Genomic DNA, 17331 nt, shown 5'->3' on the forward strand with positions numbered 1-17331 from the left:
CAACTCGCGCTTCACTCGCTGAGCGGAATGAGCAAGACATGATTGCTTTGGGAAAGACGACGGACATTCATGACGTCTACAGCATAGATGAAAACGACTGACTCCGGGGCACCCCTATGTCCGAACTCGCAGGCGGCGCAGCAACGCCCGCCTCCAWCGTCGACGCGCTGAAGATGGTCGCCGGCGATCCGCCGAAGGTGCGCGCGAGTTTTGCCAAAGGCTGGTGCGTTCGCGGGACCTATGCCCCATCGGATCGCGCGGCGGAGATCACCAGATCCCTCAGCTTCACGAAGCCCTCGCGCGTGCTGGCGCGCTTCTCGGTGGGCGGCGGCAATCCCAACGTGGCTGACACCAACAACCTCGTGCTGCGCGGCTTCAGCTTCAAGCTTGGCGACGACGGCCATCGCTCCGACATTCTCGCAGAAAGCGCGCCGGTGCATTTCGCCAGGACGCTCGATCAGATGCTCGCCTTCCTCACGGTGCGCATTCCCGGATCCGATGGCAAACCGGCGATCGAGAAGATCAAGGCGTTCTCGGCGGCGAATCCGGAAACGCTGCATCAGGCAGACTATATCGCCGCGCGTCCGCTGCCCGGCAGCTTTGCCGGCACGACCTATTGGGGCGTACACGCCTTTCCGGCGACGAACACAAACGGAGAGACGCGCTTCATCAAGTTCAAGATCGTTCCGGCCCGCGGTGACATCACCCTGACGGAGCAAGAGGCCGAGACGAAGCCGGCCGACTTCCTGCGCGATGATCTGCACAAGCGGATCACTGCCGGCAATGTYCGGTTCAACGTGATGGCCCTGCTCGACCGTCCCGGCGATCCCACGATGGACGTGACCGCGCGCTGGCCGGACGAGGACAATCGCGAAGAGGTGCGGCTGGGTACGATCGTCATCACGGGGCTTGAGCCGAGCGAGGCCTGCGACGCATCCATCTTCAATCCGGCAAATCTCGCCGATGGCATCGCCCATCCGCCGGACGAGATTTTCGCGGCGCGGCGCGCCGCCTACACCATCTCACTCGCGAAGCGTCGCTGACGGGAACAGGCGCCCGGCGTTTGCCGAGATCACCTCACGCCGTCCGAACCGCCTAGCGTTTGGCGCCGCCACGCGCCCGGGCTGACGCCGACCAGCGCGGAAAATATCCGCGTAAAATGACTTTGATTGGCGAATCCCGCCGATATCGCGATCTCCGAGAGCGGCAGGTCGCGAACGCTCATCAACTGCTTGGCGGCTTTCACGCGCTGATGCAGCAGCCACTGATGCGGAGGCAGTCCGGTGGAGATGCGGAATGCGCGCGAAAAATGGCTGATCGAGAGGCCGAGCTCGGCCGCGATGGTCTGCAATGCGAGCTTGCCCCCGAGGTCGGACTCGAGCCTGTCGCAGGCGCGCCTCACCTGCCACGGGGCGAGACCGCCGCGGCTGGATTCGGTAACGCGTTCGAGCCCGCCATAGGTCTGCGCGACGTGTGCAGTCAGCGCCAGCATCATGTGATCGATGAAAAGCTGGTTGGTCTCGTCCGGGCGCCGCAGCCCTTGCTGGAGCGAGGCGCCGATATGACGGATGACTGCGTCGTCATGGCCGATGCCGATACGACAATCGAGCTGGTCCACGCGCGGCGCGCCGGACTGTTCGGAGATGCCGTCGAGGGCCGACCGCGGGATGTAGAAGAAAAGTGAGTGGAACGGCTTGTCGATGACGTAGCGTGGGTCGCGCTTGAGGTCATACAGATACGTCGTCCCGGCGTGGACATCCGCCTTCATGACGCATTTGCCGCTCTCCCAGAGCTCGCAGTCCGGATAGTCGTGAAGCTTCAGGCTGACGAGAAAGGCGTCCTCGGCGGTCAGCGAGCCGGACAGACCCGGCGTCGGGTTGTCATTCCGGGTTTCTGTGACCGCGAGCTCGGTGCTGCGCAGCGAACGCGTGATCAGCGAGGGCGGAGCGTCTTCGAGGCGGAGGAATTTCCCGAGCCGCTGTCCATAAGCGCCGGCCTGCGTCATCGGATAGAACCTTTCTGTGGAATTCCCAGGGCAGGCCACAGCCCCGCAACTTCAGGATCCCATTATCGGATATTCGCGAACGGCTGTCCACGCTCGGCCACGCAGCGAGCGGTAGCCAGCCCCGGCGCGCCTGGRCGGCCAGCAAGACAATTTTGTAACAAATCCAGCATGGTTCCGCCCCCACACGCGCCACTGAATCCCATCACGACTTTTCACAAACGCACGACGAAATGCGTCACGGCGTCTCACATCGCCGGGCAAGGGTCCCCTCGAAGCAGAATCAGGCAACGCGGCGCAGCTTCAGGAAAGACGCGGACCTCTCGTGCCGCCTAGAACGCTCGAACTCGGGTTGCAACAGACCTGACGTCGCGAACGACAATCTCCCGCTGTCGCTGCTCATGATCGCAGCACGCCGAAAGCAGGTGCCATGGGTRCGCACGGCGCGGCGTAAACGCCCCCTCTCAACACGAACGGAAGCCCATGAGCAAGCCCATTTTGCGACAGTCCCCGGAGGAGCCGCCCATCGCGCCGGAGACGCGCCACGATGTCCGGGGGGGCGACGACCGGCGTCGCGCCGATGTCGAGATGGCGCGTGTGCTCGGGACCACACCATTTCGCATGGCGTTGGACGCCTCCGGTGCCGGCATCGCCCACTGGATGCACGACCCGTTGCACGAGGTCGTCGAGCCGATGAACCACCACGTCATCATGGCCTACAACGGCACGCTGCAACGCATGGAGCGGCGGTCGGGACGATCGGTGGCGATCGGAACGTTTCGTCCCGGGGTCGTGATCGTCATTCCAGAAGGATCGAGCTCCCGGTGGGATATTCCAAAACCTGTCAATGTCGTTCAGCTCTATCTTCCTCACGCAACGCTCGAACGCGTCGCCGACGAGGCCGACACCGCCACGCCGATCAATCTTCTGGAACGAACGGCGCATCCCGACCCCGTTACGTCCCGGTTGCTCCTCAGCGCGGCCGACGTCCTGGAGGGCAATGACGCCCTGGATACGCTGTTCAGGCAACAACTGACGGACCTCCTGGCCACGCGCCTCCTGGTTGCGCACACCGGCTCGCCAGCGTCGGTTCAGCCGGCCAGGGGTGGCTTGCCGCCAAAGATGCTGCTTCGTGCGATCGAACGCTTGCGTTCGGACAGCGATGCCGACGTCTCGCTCGCGGCGCTCGCTTCGGACGCCGGCCTGTCGCGCTTCCACTTCTGCCGCGCCTTCAAGGACAGCACCGGGCTTTCGCCCCACGCCTGGCTGCGCCAACACCGGCTCGAGCAGGCCATGAACATGCTGCGCGACAGCGACGCGTCGGTGATCTCGATCGCAGTGGCGCTCGGTTATTCCTCGCAGACCGCCTTTGCCGCTGCGTTCAGGAAGCTGACCGGCGAGACCCCCAGCGATTGGCGCAGACGACTGCGTTAGCAGCAATCGCGCTGCAATGACCTCAATCGCGCTGGGTCGCCGGCACAGCCGGTTCGCTAATGTTCGTCCCGTCCACAGCAATGTAACGGGAACGAGCAAATGGCCTGGATCAGCTCTGTCAATCGGCTTGCAAACACCTCGCGGCGTAAAATTCTCGCGACCACCCTGATGTACGCGGCTTCGATGACCGTCCGCTCAACCTCGGCGGCGGGTGAGGAGACGAAAGCTTCGCCTCGCCCCACCGAAGGAAGCGGCGCCATCACGTCGGTCACCACCACTGACGGCGTGCGGATTTTCTACAAGGACTGGGGACCGAAGTCCGCGCAGCCGATCTTCTTTCACCACGGCTGGCCGCTGAGCTCCGACGACTGGGACGCCCAGATGCTGTACTTCCTCGGCAAGGGCTTTCGCGTCGTCGCGCATGATCGACGCGGGCACGGCCGCTCGAGCCAGGTGAGCGACGGGCACGACATGGACCACTACGCGGCCGACGTCGCAGCGGTCGTCAAGCATCTCGATCTTCGCAATACCGTCCACGTCGGCCACTCCACCGGCGGCGGCGAGGCCGCGCGCTACGTCGCGCGCCATGGCGGCGATCGCGTGGCCAGGCTGGTGCTCATCGGCGCCGTGCCGCCCTTGATGCTGAAGACGGAAGCCAATCCCGGCGGCCTGCCGATCGACGTGTTCGACGGCTTGCGCCGCCAGCTCGCCGCCAACAGATCGCGGTTCTATCTCGATTTCGCGAGCGGCCCCTTCTACGGCTACAACCGGCCGGGCGCAGAGCCATCGCAAGCCATCATCTGGAATTGGTGGCGCCAGGGCATGACGGGCAGCGCCAAGGCGCATTACGACTGCATCAAAGCCTTCTCCGAGACCGACTTCAGCGAGGACCTGAAGAGCATCACCGTGCCGACTCTCATCCTGCACGGTGGCGACGACCAGATCGTGCCTGTGGCGGACTCGGCCCCACTGTCGGCCAGGCTCCTGAAGCGCAGCACCCTGAAGATCTACGACCTGCTGCCGCACGGCGTGTGCACGACACATCCCGACATCATCAACGCCGACCTGCTCAAATTCGTGACGGCGTAGTCCCACGCCTTCACTCGAATACCCCAACCAAGGAGTAATTGACATGCGCCTCGTGATCATTGGTGCCGGCTTCGCCGGCATGTACGCGGCCCTCTCCGCCGCCCGGCTGCGCGACATCCACGGCGTTTCGCCCGAGAAGCTCGAGATCGCGCTGGTCGCACCCGAGCCGACGCTGGTGGTACGCCCGCGGCTCTATGAGTCGAAGCCCGAGACGCTGACGGCGCCGCTCCAGGACGTGCTGAAGGCGATCGACGTCGTCTACGTGCAAGGCAGTGCCGAGACGATCGACACCAGATCCAAGGTGGTCGAGATCGCGGCGGCCGAGGGCGCAAGGAAGCAGCTTACCTATGACCGGCTGGTCGTGGCCACCGGCAGCCGGCTGTTCCGTCCCAACGTTCCCGGCCTTGCCGAGCACGGCTTCAGCGTCGACCAGCTCGAAGATGCGATCGCCCTCGACCGGCACCTGCACGGGCTGGCGAACCGGCCGGCCTCGAACGCACGCGACACCGTCGTGGTTGCCGGCGGCGGGTTCACCGGCATCGAGGCAGCGACCGAGATGCCTGCGCGCCTGCGTCAGATTCTCGGCAGGGACGCCAAGCCGCGCGTGATCATCGTCGATCGCAACGAGGCGATTGCGCCCGACATGGGCCCGGGTCCGCGCCCCGTCATCGAAGATGCGCTGCGCAAGCTCGGAGTGGAGACCCGGCTCGGCGCCGGCGTCGCTTCGCTCGACAAATCCGGCGTCACGCTGTCGAGCGGCGAGCACATTGAGGCCGCGACCGTGATCTGGGCGGCCGGCATTCGTGCCGCTCCACTGACCGCGCAGATCCCTGCCGAACGCGACAAGTTCGGCCGGCTGCTGGTCGACCGCGATCTGCGCGTGCCCGCGGTAGCCGGGGTCTTTGCCACCGGCGATGCCGCCCGCGCGGCATGCGACGATGTCGGCAATTACGCGCTGATGTCGTGCCAGCACGCGACGCGGATGGGCGCCTTCGCCGGCAACAACGCCGCCGCCGAACTCCTGGGCGTGTCGACCAGGCGCTATCATCAGAAGGCCTATGTCACCTGCCTCGACCTCGGAGAAGCCGGCGCGCTGTTCACGCGCGGCTGGGAGCGGACGGTGGAGATGGTCGGCGAAACCGCCAAGAAGACCAAGCAGGAGATCAATACCGTCTGGATCTACCCGCCCCGGGCCGAACGCGCCGCAGCGCTGGCCGCGGCCGATCCGGAACGCGTGACCGAGCTCTGATCACCGCTCGCACAAGGGCCGCGCCCGTCGAGGACGCGGCCCGCTCAGGATCGACCGTTCCTGGGCTCGCAACGAACCACCAAACCGCAATCGGAGATCGAACATGCAGAGTGCAAAGGTCATCATCGTGACGGGCGGCAGCTCAGGCATCGGCCGGGCGGCGGCGCTGCGTTTCGCCAGGCAAGGCGACAGGGTGTTGATCACGGGCCGCCGCCCCAGTCCGATCGAGGACACGGTCGCCGAACACGAGAACATTGTGGGGATCGTTGCGGATGCCGCCTCCGCCGACGACGCAAGGCACACGGTCGCGAAGACCATCGACCTCTGGGGCCGTGTGGACGCCTTGGTCAACAACGCCGGTGCCGGCGCGATCCTTCCGCTGGCGGATGCAACGGCCGAACGGATCACGGACATCTTCTCCGTCAACGTGCTCGGCCCAAGCCTGCTCGCCGCTGCCGCGCTCCCGCATCTGAAGGAGACACGCGGCACGATCATCAACGTCTCCAGCACCTTCGGCCACAGGCCCGCCGCCCAATTGTCCCATTACGCTGCCAGCAAGGCAGCGTTGGAACACCTGACCCGCTGCTGGGCATTGGAGCTTGCGCCGGTCGGCGTGAGGGTGAATGCCGTTGCGGCCGGTCCGACGGAATCGGGCGCGCTCACCGGAATGATGGGCCTCTCGTCACAACAGGCCGAGGCCATCAAGGAGCACGAGCGCGCACGCATACCGCTCGGCCGCCGCGGCGTGCCCGATGACGTCGCGGAATGGATCGTGCGGCTCGCCGGATCCGCCTCGGCATGGACGACCGGTCAGGTCATCGCGGTCGATGGCGGCCTCGGGCTGGCGTAGGTCCCGGCGGCGCCACGAACGAACGCCTGCGTCAGGACAGGTCGAATCCATCATGACGCACGGCGTGCTCAGCCCGATCAGAACGACGTGCCGCCGCCGAACCTGAACTCCTGCACGGTGTCGTACTTGCCCTTCGACAGCGGCACGGCATAGTCGAAGCGCAGCGGGCCGAACGGCGAGGCCCAGATCAGGCCGACACCGACCGACGACCGCACCACATTGCCGTCGTCATATTGCAGTCCACAGGTCGGACAGGCCGCCGTGTTGACTTCGCCCGTGGCCGACCATGATGTCGGCCCCTGGTAACCCCAGAGCGAGCCGGCATCGGCGTAGACCGCGCCCTTCAGGCCGACCTCCTTGGGCAGGAACCAGAACGGCATCTGCAGCTCCATGGACGCGCCCCAGTATTTCGTGCCGCCGAGCGCATCGCCGGTGGCCCCCAAGCTTGCATAGGTGATGTCGCGCGGGCCGATGCCGTTGGACGCGAAGCCGCGCACCAGGTTCGGACCCATCTGGAAATGATCCAGCATGCGCAGATCCTGATCGCCGATCTTGCTGAGGATGCCGCCCTGAAGATGGATCACGCTGACGATCTCGGACACGAGCGACGTGTAGTACTTGGTGTCCACCGCGGTCTTCAGATAGGTCACGTCGCCACCGACGCCGGCGAAATCCTGCTTGAAGTCGATCAGCAGACCGTCGGTCGGGTTCTTGGTGTTGTCGAGCGTGTTGTAGGTCAGCGTGTAGCCGAGCGCCGAAGTCCATGTCGCGCCGTTCGCCAGTTCCTTCCGGACCGGCAGGCTCGACTCGCCGTCACCGTAGCAGCCGTATCCATAGACCCCCGAATCCGTTGAATTGGTCGGATCCACACCGCCCAGCACGCTCTTGATGTAGGCCGGCGTCGGATTATACGCCAGCGACGCATTGGACGCGTTGTTGTTGCAGTTGTTGTATGCGCTGGCGAGCGTGATGCTCTGCTGATAGAGCGAGTAGCGGAGCTGGAGCGAGAGATCTTCGCGCAACGCAAAGCCAAGCCGCGGCGAGAATCCCAGCGTCGTCACGCCGTAGCTGGTGTAGCTGTTCGCCAATTGCTGGCGATAGGAGACGTCCAGGCCGAGGGCGAGGCGGTAGTCGAGCAGATACGGTTCGACGAATGACAGCGATATGCCGCGTGAATATTGACCGTAGCTGACGGACGCCTTGCCGTAGAGTCCGCGGCCGAGCAGGTTGCGCTCGGAGATCGAGACCTCGGCCAACGCGCCGTCGCTGGTGGAGTAACCGCCCGAGATCGAGAAATCGCCGGTCGACTTCTCCTCGAGATCGACGATCAGGATCACGCGGTCGCTGGAGGAGCCCGGCTCCGTCACGATCTTGACGCTCTTGAAGTAGTCCAGGTTCTTCAGCCGGCGCTCGGCGCGGTCGACCAGCGCGCGATTGTAGGCATCGCCTTCCGAGAGATCGAATTCACGCCGGATCACGTAGTCGCGCGTGCGGGTGTTGCCGCGAAGGTTGATGCGCTCGATATAGGTGCGCGGTCCTTCGTCGACATTGAAGACGACGGACACCGTGTGCGCTTCGAAATTGCGGTCGCCGCCTGGCCGGACCAGGGCGAAAGCATAGCCGCGGCGCGACGCCTCGATCTGCATCTCTTCGGTCGACTTCTCAACCGATTCGACGTTGTAGAGCGATCCGGCATTGACGCGCGAAAAGGCGCGCAGCGAGTTCGCGTCGAAATTGGGAATGCTGGAACGGAAATTCACCGACCCAACACGATATTGCTGACCTTCCTCGATCTTGAAGGTGACGAGGAAGCCCTTCTTCTCCGGATCGTATTCGGTGAGCGCGGCCACGACCTGGACGTCGGCAAAACCGTTCTTGAGATAGAAGCGGCGGATCAGGTCGCGGTCGGCCTCGACCCGATCGGGATCATAGAGGTCGTTGTTGCCGAGGAAGCTCAGCAGATTGCTCTCATGCGTCTTGATCACGTCGCGCAGGCGTGCAGCCGAGAACGCGCTGTTACCGATGAAATCGACCGATTTGACGCCCGTCTTGGCCCCCTCCTCGACCGTGAAGATGAGATCGACGCGGTTGCTCGGCTGCTCGATGATCTCCGGCGTGACGCGCACGTCGTAGCGGCCGGAACGGCGATAGATTTCGGCGATCCGCAACGTGTCGGACTGCACCATCGCCCGCGAGAAGGTCCCGCGCGGCTTGGACTGGATTTCGGCCGAGAGCTGCTCGTCCTTGATCTTCTTGTTGCCCTCGAACGCAACGCGCCCGATCACGGCATTTTCCACCACCGACACCACGATGCGGCCGCCGGGGCCGCGAGCGACCTTGACGTCCTGGAACAGGCCGGTCGCAATCAGCGCCTTCAGGCCGTCGTCGATGGCCGGCTGATCGAACTGCCCGCCTGGACCGGGCCTGAAGTAGGAGCGGACCGTATCGGCCTCCACGCGGCGATTGCCCTCGATCACGATCGCCTCCGCGGCCTGCGCGGCCACCGCCTGCGGCAGCAGCACAAGGGGAAGTGACCCCGCAATCGATACACCACTCATCGCCACCGCGATCAGCCAGGCCCGCAAAACCGACATTCCACACCTCAAGAGCACCTGACTGCTCTGAGACGAAACGGCTGTGGCCGCGGTGTGGCTTTGAGGTTGCTGTACTGTTTCCGGTCGTTGAATTTGATTTGGCCGATCGGTCGCGGCGACGCGCGCGAGCGCAACGGCTGCGACTATCGCCCCTCCCGTTCGGGTGCGGACGACCCGGCATTGCCGTGACTGCGCTCGCCTCCGCCCGCACAAGTGCTCAGCAACATCGCGCAAAGAGTGAATTCTTTACACGTCGGGAAGCCGATGCGAGAGGCATCGACGTCAGGAAGCTCACATGGAATGTTGTTCGATGAACGCGTTTGTCATGACCAGAATGGTGCTGGTCGCCGTCCTCACCTCGACCGTAACCTCTCATGCCGCTACCGAAGGCAAGCGCGATCGGCAAMAGACGGTGCAGAATGCGGTCTATGAGTACGGTCGGCACGGCCCCAACCGATCGTACCAGTCCGGTCCGCATACGCGCATCTATGTGAGCAGGCGGTCGTGGCTGGATGGCGGGACCGAGGTGCTGCCCGGCGATCGCAAGTTCAGCGACTACGCCTTTCCGCCCGGCTCTTCGTTCGCCCGGGAGAACAACAATCGGCCGCTCGACCGCCAGCCGCTTAGCCCCGCCTCGGATCTGGGCGGATTTGCGCAGCGAATCCCGATTTCCTGGTGACAGGCTTGCAGCGTCCCGGGCAGCTGCCGATGGCGAGGAGATACCCGGCAACGCCTGTTTACATTCAGCAACATTCGGCCTGCCGAAACGCCACGATCGCCCGGCTAGTGACCCCCGCCTCGCCCTCGGCGCGACCGGCCCCTCGACGGGCTACGAGCGCTGCCAGCTTCCCCCTGGGCCAGGCCAATGGATTTCAGCCGATTTTATGCCGTCACACTCGTTCGTCGTAGTCCCCGTGTCATCCGCAAAGGAGAAACATCATCCGACGCCCTCCCCGTTACGCGCCGCCCTGTCGCGCGCCGGATCAGTCTGCGTCGCGCTGATGCTGTGCGGCTCAATGACAGGCTGCGCAGTCGGTCCCGACTATGCCGGCCCGCCCAGGCTGGACCTGCCCTCGCACTGGAGCGTCAAATCCGCCTCTCGAGGTGAGACCGGCAAGCTGGATCGCTGGTGGCTGCGCCTGCGCGATCCCCTGCTCAACCGGCTGATCGAGCAGGCCGTCGAAGCCAATCCGAGCGTCGCAAAGGCGAAGGCGGTCGTGCGCGAGGCGCGCGCGACGGTCCAGCAGACCACCGCCGGCCTGTTTCCTTCCGTGAGCGGCACGGCCTCGGTGACGGACAACAAGGCGAGCGCCGGGTCCGCCTCCGTCCTCGTCGACAGCGCGCCCTACGCGCTTCACCAGGCGAGCTTCGATTCGAGCTGGGAGCTCGATCTGTTCGGAGGCACACAGCGGAGCATCGAAGCCGCGCTGCGCGGGGAGYAATCCGCCGAGGAAGACCTGCGGGACAGCCTCGTCACGCTGATCGGGGACGTTGCCGCCTACTATGTCGAAGCGCGGGGCTATCAGGCCCGGATCGCGCTGGCGCAACGCACGGCGGTCTCGCAGCGCGACACCGAACGGCTCACGCGCAGCAAATACGACGCCGGCAGCGGCAACGCCGTCGATCTCGCCAAGGCAACCGCGCAGGCAGCCAGCACCGAAGCGAACGTTCCGACCTATCAGGCCGCGCTCGCCGCCGACATTCACCGGCTCGGAATCCTGCTCGGGCGGCCGCCCGACGGCGTCGCCTCGCTGCTGGCGCAATCCGCGCCCGTGCCTGCCCCGCGCATGCCGCTGCCCGCGGGCCTGCCCGCCGATCTGCTGTTGAGCCGCCCCGACGTGGCAAGCGCCGAACGCAAGCTGGCGCAGGCGACCGCCAAGATCGGCGAGGCCGAAGCCGACCGATACCCGGCGGTGTCGTTGACCGGCTCGGTCGGAACCTCTGCGATGCGCGTCGGCGATCTCGCAAAGTATTCCAGCGTCAGCTGGTCGGTCGGGCCTTCGGTCACGGTGCCGGTCTTCGATGCGGGCAAGCGGCAGGCAACAGTCAGGATCGCCGAGGCGCAGCGCGACCAGGCGTTCGCCACGTTCCATTCGACCCTGCTCACCGCACTCGAGGACGTCGAGAACGCCCTGGTCTCGCTGTCGCGCGAACGCGTGCGCGCCACCAAGCTGACGGAGGCGGCGAAGAACTACCGCGAGGCGGCGCGATTGTCGCGATCGCTGTTCGAAACCGGCAGCGCGAGCTTCATCGACGTGCTGGACGCCGAGCGTTCGCTCTATTCGGCGGAAGATTCGCTGATCCAGAGCAAGGTGTCGGCCGCCAAGGACTACATTGCTCTCGCGAAATCACTCGGCGGCGGCTGGGTCGATCCGGTCGATGTGTCGACGCCGATCATCGTGGACGCCAACACCGGGCCTCACTTGCGGGAGACGGTCAAGTGACTGATATCATCACCGCCAGGCGACTGAAGATCGCCGCCGCAATAATTGCCGCCGTGGCGACCGGTGTCGTCGCGGCCACGCGTTTCCCGGGCACATCGAGCAAGGCGCAATCCTACATCACCTCGCCCGTCACCGTCGCCGACCTCCGCGAGGAAGTGCTCGCGAGCGGGACGCTCAAGCCGGCGCGGTTGACCGCCGTCGGCGCGCAGGTGTCGGGCCGGATCACCGCGCTCAACGTTCGCGTCGGCGACAGCGTCAAGGCCGGCGACGTCATCGCCCAGATCGACCCCGTCACCAGGCAGAACGACCTGCGCAGCTCGGAAGCGTCGCTGAAGAACTACCGGGCACAGAAGCTCGAGAAGGAAGCCACGCTCGCGCTTGCCGAGGCGAACCTGGCGCGCCAGCAGGCCACCTTGGCGMAGCGCGCCACGTCGCGCGGAGATTTCGACAGCGCGGAGGCGACCGTGCGCCAGACCCGCGCCCAGATCGCCGCCCTGGAGGCCCTGATCGTGGGCTCCGAAGCCAGCGTCGAGACGGCCAGGGTGAACCTCGACTACACCCGCATCACCGCTCCGATCGACGGTACGGTCCTGGCCACCGTGGTGCAGGAAGGGCAGACGGTCAACGCGGTGCAATCCGCGCCGACCATCGTCGTGCTCGGCCAGCTCGAGACGATGACCGTTCGCGCGGAGATTTCCGAGGCCGACATCGTCAAGGTCAAGCCGGGACAGCCGCTCTACTTCACCATCCTGGGCGATCAGGACCATCGCTACGAGGCCCGGCTGGACCAGATCGAGCCCGCGCCCGAATCGATCAAGAGCGATGCCAGCTTCTCCTCGACCACCACGACGTCGAGTTCGAGCTCATCAAGCTCGACCAGCACGGCGATCTACTACATCGGCGTCTTCAACGTCCCGAACAAGAACCTTTCGCTGCGAACCTACATGACCGCCGAGGTGCACATCGTCACCGGCGAGGCAAGAAGCGTGAAGGTCATTCCCGCGCTCGCGGTGATGCGAAAGTCCGACGGCCGCAGCACGGTGCGCACCCTGAGCTCGTCCGGCGACGTTCGCGAGCGCGAGGTCAAGACCGGCCTCAACGATCGCACCACTGTCGAGATCAAATCAGGCCTGGACGAGGGCGAGCGGGTGGTCACCGGAGAGGCGGACGAGACCCGGACCGCATCGCGGGGGATGCCGGGCGGCCCGCAAGGGGGCCCCTGACGTGACCGATCCGATCATTGTGCTCGAAAGCGTCCATCGGGAGTTCGCGGCCGGCGATACCAAAGTGGTCGCGCTCGACCACCTTTCGCTGAGCATCCGGCCCGGCGAGATGGTCGCGATCATCGGCTCATCCGGCTCGGGCAAATCGACGCTCCTCAACATCCTCGGCTGCCTCGATCGTCCGACATCCGGAGCCTATCGCGTCGCCGGCAAGAACGTCTCCGAGCTCGATGCCGATGCGCTGGCGGCACTGCGCCGCGAGCATTTCGGCTTCATCTTTCAGCGCTACAATCTCCTGGGTGACCTGTCGGCCGCCGAGAACGTCGAGATTCCCGCCATCTATGCCGGGATGAAGGCACGTGAGCGTCGCACGCGCGCGGAACAGCTTCTCGCAAGGCTCGGCGTGAACGACCGGCGCGGCCATCGCCCGAATCAGCTCTCGGGCGGCCAGCAGCAGCGTGTCTCGATCGCACGCGCGCTGATCAACGGCGCCGAGGTCATTCTGGCGGACGAACCCACCGGCGCGCTCGACCGGCGCAGCGGCGAGGAGGTCCTGAAGATCCTCAAGGAGCTGCACGGCGAGGGGCGGACGATCATCATCGTCACGCACGATTCCGACGTCGCGGCCAGGGCCGAGCGCATCATCGAGCTGCGCGACGGCAAGATCGTCGCCGACCGCCGGACAGAGGCTGCAAACATATCGGACGTGCCTGCTCCGGCATCCCGAACGTCCTGGGACAGCGGCCCAGGCTGGCCCGGCGCATTGCGGCGCCTGCGGGAGGCGTCGCGGATGGCGCTGGTGTCGATGGCCGCACACCGGTTACGCGCGTTCCTGACGATGCTCGGCATCATCATCGGCATCGCGGCGGTGTCGTCCGTGGTTGCTCTCGGCAATGCCTCTCAGCGCAAGGTGTTGTCGGACATCGCAAGCCTCGGCACCAACACGATCGAGGTGTTTCCGGGCAAGGATTTTGGCGATGCGCGCGCCGGCAAGATCAAGACGCTCGTCCTCGACGACGCTCGCGCGCTCGACCGGCAAAACTTCATCGCCGGCGTCACGCCGACGGTCTCGACCAGCACGACGGTTCGATACCGCGGCAACGAGTCCAACGTCCTGGTCAATGGAGTCGGCGAGAGCTACTTCCAGGTCAAGGGCGCCAAGCTGGCCAAAGGCCGCCTGTTCGATACCGATGCCGTCCGCGGCATCGAACGGCAGGCCGTCATCGACGACAACACCCGCAAGACTTTCTTCGCCGATGACCAGACCGCGGGCATCGGCCGCGTGATCTGGCTCGGCAAGGTCCCCTGCCGCATCGTCGGCGTCATCGCCCAGCAGCAGGGCGGCTTCGGCTCGAACCAGAACCTGTCGGTCTACCTTCCCTACACCACCGTGCAGGCCCAGTTCACGGGCGACCGTTCGCTTCGCAGCATCCTGCTCCGGATCAGCGACGAGATCTCGACCGCGCTCGCCCAGGACGCGGTGACCACGCTGCTGACGCAGCGGCACAACACCAAGGATTTTGTCATTCTCAACACCGACGATATTCGCCGCACGATCACGAGCACGACGCAGACCCTGGCGTTCCTGGTGGCGGCAATCGCCGTCATCTCGCTGGTGGTCGGCGGGATCGGCGTGATGAACATCATGCTGGTGTCCGTCTCCGAACGGATCAGCGAGATCGGCGTCCGCATGGCGGTCGGCGCCAGGCGCAGCGACATCCTCCAGCAATTCCTGGTGGAGGCGACCCTGATCTCGTCCATCGGCGGCATTGCCGGCATTCTTATCGCGATCCTGCTCGGCGTCGCGATCAACCTCGCGGCGCCGGGATTCCAGGTCAGTTATTCGATGTTCTCGATCGGCGCGGCGTTCCTGACCTCGACCGGGATCGGCATCGCCTTCGGCTTTTTCCCGGCCCGGCGCGCCGCGTTCCTCGATCCCGTAGTGGCGCTGAGCCGTGACTGACCTTAGGATTGCACCATGACCGTAGTTCTTCGGACGAGACAATCGTCCGCAAATCGATCAACGACCGGCATTCCGGATACGATCTCATTCATGGCCAACAGCACACCAACCATCTTGATCGTCGAGGACGATCAGCAGACCCGGGACCTCATCGCACGCTATCTGCGCGAGCACGCGTTCTCGGTCGGCGCGGTCACCAACGGCAAGGAGATGGACCGCTATCTGACGCAGAACCGGGTCGACCTGATCGTGCTCGACCTCATGCTGCCCGGAGAGGACGGCCTCAGTCTCTGCCGGCGCCTGCGCGTGGACTCCTCGACACCGATCATCATCCTCACCGCAAAGGGCGAGGATCTCGACCGGATCCTCGGCCTCGAGATGGGGGCCGACGACTACCTGCCGAAGCCGTTCAACCCGCGCGAGCTTCTTGCCAGGATCAACGCGGTCCTGCGCCGTCAATCGAGCGGACTGGTGGCGGGAGCCGGCGCAACGCGCCTCAGGTTCCAGGGCTGGACGATCGATCTCCGGTTACGGGAGTTGCGCGATCCCGACGGCGCGCAAGTGCCGCTGACCAGCGCCGAGTTCGATCTGCTGCAAGCCTTCTGCGAACGGTCCGGTCGCATTCTGGCCCGTGACAGCCTTCTCAACATGACCCGCGGCCGCGCCGGAAGCGGCTTTGGACGCAGCATCGACGTGCTGGTCAGCCGGCTGCGCCGCAAGCTCGACAAGACGGAAGGCACGTCCGTGATCAGAACCGTCCGCACCGGCGGCTACATCTTCACGCCGGTGGTGGAGGAAGCATGAGCCGGACTGCTGACATCGTCGCACTCTTCAGCTTCAGGCGGATCAGCGGCCAGATCGCCGCCTTGATCCTGGGATCGCTGATCCTGATCCATGTCCTGATCGCCGGATATCTTCTGCTCAATCGGCCGATGTTGCTGGCGGACAGGCCGGTGGAGCAGTTCGAGCTGATCGCGAGGATCATCGCCAATACGCCGGAGGCGGAGCGCGGTGTCGTCCTGGAAGGCATCAGTCGAACCTTTCCGGCGCTGAGACTCCAATTGAAGGACGCCGTTTCCGCCTCCACCGTGCCATTGCCCGAGCGGACGCCCCTGAACATCCCGTCGTCGCTGAACGGCCGGGCCGATCTCATCCGAGGCGCCGCGCCGGAAGACAATCGCATCTGGTTCTATTTGGCGAATGACGCCGTGCTCGAGGCCACGATCGGATCATTCAAGATGCCGCCCTTCGTGAGCGGCCTCTGGACCAGCACGCTCCTGTTCCTGGTGGCAAGCGTGACGCTGCTCGGCGTCTGGGCCGGCCGCGCACTCAGTTCGCCCCTGTCGGCCTTCGCGCGCGCGGCGGAGGACTTCAGCTTGAACCGGTTGTCCGCACCACTGCCCGAAAGCGGCCCGGAGGAAATCAGATCCGCAGCGAGAGCGCTGAACCGGATGCGCGAACGCATCACCATGCTGATGAACGACAGAACCCGAATGCTCGCGGCCATCAGCCACGATTTGCGCACCCCGATCACACGCCTGCGGCTACGCTCGGAATATATCGAGGATCCGGCACAGCGCACGCAAACCGTGCGCGACCTCGATCAGATGCAGTCGATGCTCGAATCGGTGCTCTCGCTGCTGCGCAGTGAGAGCGCCGCCAAACCGACATTGGTGGACGTTGCCGCGCTGCTCCAGATGGTCTGCGACCAGTTTTCCGATTGCGGCCACGCGGTGACCTATCTGGGCCCCGACAGAGCCGCCTTCATCGTGCGGCCTGACGAGATCATCCGCGCGGTCACCAACCTGGTCGAAAACGCCACCCGCTTCGGAACCGAAATCGGCGTCGCGCTCCTGGTTTCCGGGAACCGGATCATCATCGACGTCTCCGACGACGGTCCCGGGATCCCCGATGAGAGGAAGGCGGCGATGCTGGAACCCTTCGTGCGCGGCGAGGAAGCCCGCACCATGGACGAGACGGCCGGATTTGGCCTCGGTCTCTCGATTGCGCAGGCGATCGTGACCGCACATGGCGGAACGCTCCAGCTGCTCGACAACGCACCCAGGGGTCTTCGCGTCCGTCTGCTGCTGTCGGACGCCAGCCGGGACGATGCGAGCGAGTCTCGGCCATAAAGGCGCGGCAATCTTCTGGCTTCTCGGCCGGCCACGCCTCTGATTCCCCGGAGTCCTCATGTCTTCTGTCGACCGGCCGGCAACGCGCCTTGCGACCCGGCTCGCCTTCCTGGTCGCTGGCTTCGGCATCGCGTGCTGGGCGCCGCTGGTGCCGTTCGCGAAGGCGCGGCTCGCCGTCGACGACGGCGTGCTCGGATTGCTCCTGCTCAGCCTCGGCATCGGCTCGGTCGTCGCAATGCTTCTGACCGGCGTCATGAGCGCACGCTACGGCAGCAAGCCGATCATCGTCGCGGGCGGGCTCGGCCTGGCGCTGGTGCTGCCTTTTCTGGCGATCGCGAGCGCGCCCGCAAC

13 protein-coding genes and 1 pseudogene are annotated in these 17331 nt (G+C 65.3%); 12 read left to right on the forward strand and 2 right to left on the reverse strand.

What is annotated here, in order from left to right; translation table 11 throughout:
- Positions 1 to 116: 116 nt before the first annotated feature.
- Positions 117 to 1043: a catalase family peroxidase gene (locus ACXJL8_RS11845; protein ID WP_456685021.1), complete on the forward strand. Its 927-nt coding sequence runs from the start codon at positions 117 to 119 to the stop codon at positions 1041 to 1043.
- A 29-nt stretch (positions 1044 to 1072) separates the two neighbouring features.
- On the opposite strand, the gene ACXJL8_RS11850 is transcribed toward ACXJL8_RS11845, so the two are convergent.
- Complete coding sequence (locus ACXJL8_RS11850; RefSeq protein WP_456621093.1) at positions 1073 to 2005, reverse strand: helix-turn-helix domain-containing protein; 933 nt, start codon at positions 2003 to 2005, stop codon at positions 1073 to 1075.
- Between the two features lie 480 nt (positions 2006 to 2485).
- On the opposite strand from ACXJL8_RS11850, the gene ACXJL8_RS11855 reads away from it, so the two are divergent.
- From ACXJL8_RS11855 to ACXJL8_RS11870, 4 genes are all read left to right on the forward strand, one after another.
- The gene (locus ACXJL8_RS11855) at positions 2486 to 3436 is read left to right on the forward strand and encodes a helix-turn-helix transcriptional regulator (RefSeq protein WP_456621094.1); all 951 of its coding nucleotides are present in this window, start codon (positions 2486 to 2488) and stop codon (positions 3434 to 3436) included.
- Between the two features lie 258 nt (positions 3437 to 3694).
- Positions 3695 to 4525, forward strand: coding sequence for an alpha/beta fold hydrolase (locus ACXJL8_RS11860; protein WP_456621110.1), 831 nt, complete (start codon positions 3695 to 3697; stop codon positions 4523 to 4525).
- Positions 4526 to 4568: 43 nt separating this feature from the next.
- Positions 4569 to 5774: an NAD(P)/FAD-dependent oxidoreductase gene (locus tag ACXJL8_RS11865; protein WP_456621095.1), complete on the forward strand. Its 1206-nt coding sequence runs from the start codon at positions 4569 to 4571 to the stop codon at positions 5772 to 5774.
- Positions 5775 to 5901: 127 nt separating this feature from the next.
- Positions 5902 to 6624, forward strand: coding sequence for an SDR family NAD(P)-dependent oxidoreductase (locus tag ACXJL8_RS11870; RefSeq protein ID WP_456685022.1), 723 nt, complete (start codon positions 5902 to 5904; stop codon positions 6622 to 6624).
- A 77-nt stretch (positions 6625 to 6701) separates the two neighbouring features.
- Here the strand turns inward: ACXJL8_RS11870 and bamA are convergent, their stop codons facing one another.
- Positions 6702 to 9182, reverse strand: coding sequence for an outer membrane protein assembly factor BamA (gene bamA / locus ACXJL8_RS11875; protein WP_456621111.1), 2481 nt, complete (start codon positions 9180 to 9182; stop codon positions 6702 to 6704).
- A 346-nt stretch (positions 9183 to 9528) separates the two neighbouring features.
- On the opposite strand from bamA, the gene ACXJL8_RS11880 reads away from it, so the two are divergent.
- From ACXJL8_RS11880 to ACXJL8_RS11910, 7 genes and pseudogenes are all read left to right on the forward strand, one after another.
- Entirely contained in the window at positions 9529 to 9897 is a 369-nt protein-coding gene (locus tag ACXJL8_RS11880; RefSeq protein WP_456685023.1) for a hypothetical protein, read from the forward strand.
- Positions 9898 to 10234: 337 nt separating this feature from the next.
- The gene (locus tag ACXJL8_RS11885) at positions 10235 to 11662 is read left to right on the forward strand and encodes an efflux transporter outer membrane subunit (RefSeq protein WP_456685024.1); all 1428 of its coding nucleotides are present in this window, start codon (positions 10235 to 10237) and stop codon (positions 11660 to 11662) included.
- Positions 11659 to 12885 (forward strand): efflux RND transporter periplasmic adaptor subunit, encoded by a 1227-nt coding sequence (locus ACXJL8_RS11890; RefSeq protein ID WP_456685025.1) that lies wholly within the window; start codon positions 11659 to 11661, stop codon positions 12883 to 12885. The genes ACXJL8_RS11885 and ACXJL8_RS11890 overlap by 4 nt, the downstream gene beginning before the upstream one ends.
- Position 12886: 1 nt before the next feature.
- Complete coding sequence (locus ACXJL8_RS11895; protein ID WP_456621100.1) at positions 12887 to 14848, forward strand: MacB family efflux pump subunit; 1962 nt, start codon at positions 12887 to 12889, stop codon at positions 14846 to 14848.
- A gap of 90 nt (positions 14849 to 14938) precedes the next feature.
- Positions 14939 to 15652, forward strand: coding sequence for a response regulator (locus tag ACXJL8_RS11900; protein WP_456621101.1), 714 nt, complete (start codon positions 14939 to 14941; stop codon positions 15650 to 15652).
- Positions 15649 to 16980 carry an ATP-binding protein gene (locus tag ACXJL8_RS11905; RefSeq protein WP_456621102.1) on the forward strand — a complete coding sequence of 444 codons (1332 nt, stop codon included), beginning with the start codon at positions 15649 to 15651 and terminating at the stop codon, positions 16978 to 16980. The genes ACXJL8_RS11900 and ACXJL8_RS11905 overlap by 4 nt, the downstream gene beginning before the upstream one ends.
- A 58-nt stretch (positions 16981 to 17038) precedes the next feature.
- Positions 17039 to 17331 (forward strand): annotated as a pseudogene (locus ACXJL8_RS11910) (MFS transporter); the annotation flags it as partial.

It is taken from the genome of Bradyrhizobium sp. P5_C11_2, assembly GCF_054049755.1.